The following is a 3,073-nucleotide window of genomic DNA, read 5'->3' as shown; positions in this document are numbered from 1 at the left end:
CAACCTGCTTATCGCTGCTGATTATCCACTTTTTCTGTTAATTGCTTCATTAATCGAGCTGCATCCGACGGCGGCATTTGTTCAATGACAGATGCCAGTGTATCTGTTTTCATATTAGCAAGAATTCCTACTGCATCCTCATCATTCATCGCTGTTATAATTGGAGCTGATTTTTTGGGAGACATCGTTTCATAAGTCTTAATGATGTCCTTATACTCACGCTTATTCGTATCTTGTTGCTGCCTAAGCTGATTAATTTCTGTTTCAAGCTGCTGCTTTTCCAAATCGTTACGCTGAATAGTTGCATCTTTTTCGTCAAGCAGCCCTTCCATTTCTTCAATTTCTGATTGCTGATCAGCTATTTTCACTTCCAAATCAGCCATTTTTTCTTTTTGCTGATTAACATTCTCGCTTTGGCTGGATTTTGGTTCTTCCATTAAAGTTGAGATATACGGAATCTTTTCACCAACTTCTTTGGCTTTTGTGAAAATATTAATATCTGTAGTCGTTAAAACAATTGTTGCTACAACCACTGTGAAAATTGTGGGAATAAATACAGTCACCAGAAACCATTGAAATTTACTATGTTTGTTATCGGTTTTCTCCGCTTCATTATTCATCGTTGTCACCTAATTGCCTTATTTATAAATTGCCGTATTGAAATTTCATCCATATTCTTGTTTTCAAGTTCCTTTATCTGTTCTAGGAACTTAGCATAATCTTTATCCTTAATCTTTTCGTATTTCTTCATTTCAATGGTTTTTTCAACTAGAGTTTCTTGAAAGGCATTCATTCGGTACCTCGCCTCCATGACTTCTTGTTGAATACGTTCAAGCGTTTTCTCCATGGTGTCCATAAATGCTTGGTGATGGCGAATGTCTTGTACCGCTAGTCCTTGACTTAATCTTCCTTGTTGTACATTTTGCATTTCTTCTTTTTTTCTCAAGGTCCTATATAGCTTTTCGGCTGTTAGTTCGAAAGTTTTAACAGCTTGATTGTATTTTGAAGATGCATCATTTTTTTCTTTTTCTTTTATTGTTAATATTTTTTCGAATTTATAGTGATAACTCAAAGCTATTCACCCTTTTCCATAAGTTGTATAAGGTTAAACACACTTTCCTCCTTAGACACTTTTTCATGGGTCCCTTGTTTTAAAAAAGAAATAATCTGCGGTTGTTTCTTTATTGAATCGTCAATTTCCTTTGATGTTCCTCGCTTATATGCACCAATATTAATCAAGTCTTCTGATTCCATATAAGTAGATAGCGAAGCTCTCATATTTTCAGCTGACTGTTTATGTTTAGCATCGACAATATTATTCATCACCCTGCTGATGCTTTTAAGGACGTTAATCGCTGGATATTGACCTTTATTGGCAATTTGCCTATCCATTACAAAATGGCCGTCTAAGATCCCTCTTACAGCATCTGCGATTGGTTCATTCATGTCATCGCCGTCAACCAATACCGTATAAAAAGCGGTGATGGTACCAAATTTATTTGTTCCGGTTCGTTCAAGTAATCGCGGCAGAATAGCAAAGACAGAAGGGGTATATCCTTTCGTTGTAGGCGGCTCTCCGACGGCCAAGCCGATCTCCCTCTGTGCCATCGCAACTCGTGTGACTGAATCCATCATCAACATGACATTCAAACCCTTGTCTCGAAAATATTCAGCAATGGCCGTTGCGGTTAAGGCACCCTTAATCCTCATTAGTGCTGGCTGATCGGACGTCGCGACCACAACGATGGAACGTGCTAATCCTTCTGGACCTAAATCCTTCTCAATAAATTCCCGAACCTCTCGACCACGTTCTCCAATCAAGCCGATTACATTTATATCAGCAGTCGTATTTCTTGCCACCATACCTAGTAATGTACTTTTGCCGACTCCGCTCCCTGCAAATATCCCAACACGCTGCCCTTTACCTACGGTCAGCATACTATCTATCATTCTAACTCCAACATTTATCGCTTCATTTATAGGCGGTCTCTCCATAGGATTAGGAGGATCTTGATCGACAGGAATAGATGCAAGACCTTTCGGAATCGGTGAACCATCAATGGGTCTCCCAAGAGGATCGATTGCTTTACCGATTAATTCTGCACCAATTTTGACTTCGAGGGGTCGTGATGTCCCCTCAACAATTGATCCCGGTGAAATTTCTGCAAGTGTGGTATACGGCATCAAAATAACCATTTCTTCTTTAAAACCGACTACTTCAGCTAGAATTGTTTTTTTCTTGGTTTTTGTACCTGCATGAATGTAACAAACATCCCCTATGGAACTTTCAGGACCCTGTGATTCAATCATCAAGCCGACCACCCGTTTTACCCGTCCATAATGCTTAAACGTTTCGATTTGATCGATAAGGGGCAATAAATCATTTGCTTTCATCATATATTCCCCTGTCCATTAGCTCTGCTAACTTCCGCCTAATTTCTGCCAGCTGACTATCAACTGAAGCATCAATTCTTCCATTTCCAGATTCGATAATACAACTGTTTACTTCAAGATCGCTATCAGGATAAATATAAATATTAATCTCCTTTGGGAAGATCGCTTGAAGTTCTTCTTTCTGGGATAGAATGGACTGATAATGTTCCGGATGAATATGAAGTTCTACCTCGCTATAGTCACGCGCTTCCTTGATTGCCCTTTTTACGATCGATACAAACGCTTCTTCTGATTTATCTAATTGTAAACCGATAATCTTACCAGCTACTTTTATTCCAAGATCTAGGATTGTCTCCTCAGCTTTAGCTAGCTTATCTAAATAATCCATTTTGCTAGTTTCAACGATACCTTTTGCCATCTCAATTGAATGTGTATATTCTGCTAATCCTTGGCTGCGGCCAGTGTCAGAGCCTTTTAAAAACCCGTCATCGTATCCTGCTTGAATATATTGATGTTTTTCAGTTTGTTCCCAATAAGATTTAGCTTGTTCGATATCTTGGTAAATTTTTTGACCTTTTTGTTTGGCTTCTTCTTCGATACGATGTGCTTCCTGGCGGGCTTCCTCTACTATTAAATCACTTGTTACTTGCTTTTCTGCTTGTTCTTTACCAGGAGATTG

At 38.9% G+C, this 3,073-nt stretch carries 4 protein-coding genes; all 4 read right to left on the bottom strand.

Annotation, left to right across the window (positions count from 1 at the left end; translation table 11 throughout):
* Nucleotides 1-8 precede the first annotated feature (8 nt).
* A complete protein-coding gene (locus tag AC52RT_RS14240) occupies nt 9-620 on the bottom strand; it encodes a MotE family protein (protein WP_495541350.1) in 612 nt (203 codons plus the stop codon).
* A gap of 5 nt (nt 621-625) precedes the next feature.
* The gene (fliJ, locus tag AC52RT_RS14235; protein WP_495541349.1) at nt 626-1,072 is read right to left on the bottom strand and encodes a flagellar export protein FliJ; all 447 of its coding nucleotides are present in this window, start codon (nt 1,070-1,072) and stop codon (nt 626-628) included.
* A gap of 2 nt (nt 1,073-1,074) precedes the next feature.
* On the bottom strand, nt 1,075-2,394 hold the full coding sequence (fliI, locus tag AC52RT_RS14230; RefSeq protein WP_495541348.1) for a flagellar protein export ATPase FliI: 1,320 nt from the start codon (nt 2,392-2,394) through the stop codon (nt 1,075-1,077).
* Nucleotides 2,381-3,073: flagellar assembly protein FliH (fliH, locus tag AC52RT_RS14225; protein ID WP_495541347.1), on the bottom strand; the 693-nt coding region annotated here is incomplete at its 5' end. The genes fliI and fliH, both read right to left, overlap by 14 nt.

It is taken from the genome of Peribacillus sp. (assembly GCF_059453735.1).
Note: the sequence above shows the minus strand (reverse complement) of the source record. Positions and strands in the feature narration are given on the sequence as shown.